The organism is Allobosea sp. CER48, assembly GCF_044752385.1.
Taxonomy (GTDB): domain Bacteria; phylum Pseudomonadota; class Alphaproteobacteria; order Rhizobiales; family Beijerinckiaceae; genus Allobosea.
In genome coordinates this window covers 1-1529 of sequence record NZ_JBIWYK010000614.1, presented here as the reverse complement: position 1 = coordinate 1529, position 1529 = coordinate 1, and the positions used below count along the sequence as shown (strand labels likewise).

Here is a 1529-nt window from a genome sequence, read left to right as displayed (position 1 = left end):
CTCGCCAATGAAATCGTTGGCGTCGCCCGGGGCCGCAAGGAGGGCGCCGGAGCGGTCGAGGAGGATGACGCGGGTGCCGCCGATTTCGATCAGTTGGGACATCGGCCGTGCGTAGCGGCGCAGCCGGGCCGCTGGCAAGCTGCCGCATTGGAATGACGGCCCGGGGGACTTAAATGTCGGGAGTCACCGATACGCGAAAGCGAGCCGATGTCCGAACGCGATAGCGAAGCCAATCGATTGTCCGCCCGCGCAGCGCGCTATGCCCGCGTCGGCGCCAATGTCGGCGGGGTGGCGGCGCGGATCGCCGGCGCCCGGCTCTTCGGCGTCGAAGGGCGCGACGCCTCCAATGCCGAGGCGCTGGCGAAGGCGCTTGGCGGCCTCAAGGGCCCGATCATGAAGGTGGCGCAACTGATCGCGACCATCCCCGATGTCGTCCCTCCCGAATATGCGGCGGAGCTCCAGAAGCTGCAGTCGCAGGCGCCCCCGATGGGCGCGGCCTTCGTGAAGCGCAGGATGATGGCGGAGCTCGGCCCGCAATGGCGCGAGCGCTTCGGGGAATTCGATCTCAGGCCGGCAGCGGCGGCCTCGCTGGGGCAGGTGCATCGCGCGGCGACCGCGGCAGGCGAGCCGCTCGCCTGCAAGCTGCAATATCCCGACATGGAATCGGCCGTCGAAGCCGATATCGCCCAGCTCGAGGTGCTGTTCGCGCTGCACCGGCGCATGGGCGCGGTGATCGATACGACCGAAATCGCCAAGGAAATCGGCGCCCGTGTCCGCGAGGAGCTCGACTACCGGCGCGAGGCGAAGCACATCGCGCTCTATCGGGCCATCCTGGCGGATACGCCCGAGGTGCGCGTGCCGGCCGTCGAGGCCGCGCTTTCGACGCGGCGCCTCCTGACGATGCACTGGCTCGATGGCAGCCCGATCCTCTCGCACAAGCAGGATGGGCAGGCGGCGCGCGACCGCATCTCGACGGCGATGTTCAAGGCCTGGTGGCGGCCCTTCAGCCATCACGGCGTCATCCATGGCGACCCGCATCTCGGGAACTACACGGTGTTCTCGGAGAATGGCGATCCGCTAGGCATCAACCTGCTCGACTATGGCTGCATCCGCATCTTCCCGCCCTCCTTCGTCGGCGGGGTGGTCGATCTCTATCGCGGCCTGCGGGACAGCGAGGAGGCGCGGGTCATCCACGCCTACGAAACCTGGGGCTTCAAGGGGCTGACCAGGGATCTCGTCGACACGCTGAACATCTGGGCGCGCTTCATCTACGGACCGCTGCTGGAGGATCGTGTCCGGCGGATCGCCGAGGGCGTGAGCCCGGCCGAGTACGGCCGCAAGCAGGCGTTCCAGGTGCATCAGGCCCTGAAGCAGCGCGGACCGGTGACCGTGCCGCGCGAATTCGTCTTCATGGACCGCGCCGCCATCGGGCTCGGCGGCGTCTTCCTGCATCTCGACGCCGAGCTCAACTTCCATCGCCTGTTCGAGACCGAGATCGAAGGCTTTTCGGCCGAGAATGTGGCCACGCG

At 67.9% G+C, this 1529-nt stretch carries 1 protein-coding gene; it reads left to right on the top strand.

All coding sequences use genetic code 11. The features are described 5' to 3' along the window. Positions 1-207: 207 nt before the first annotated feature. A partial coding sequence (locus tag ACIPIA_RS16010; protein WP_400510964.1) for an ABC1 kinase family protein occupies positions 208-1529 on the top strand: 1322 nt, incomplete at its 3' end.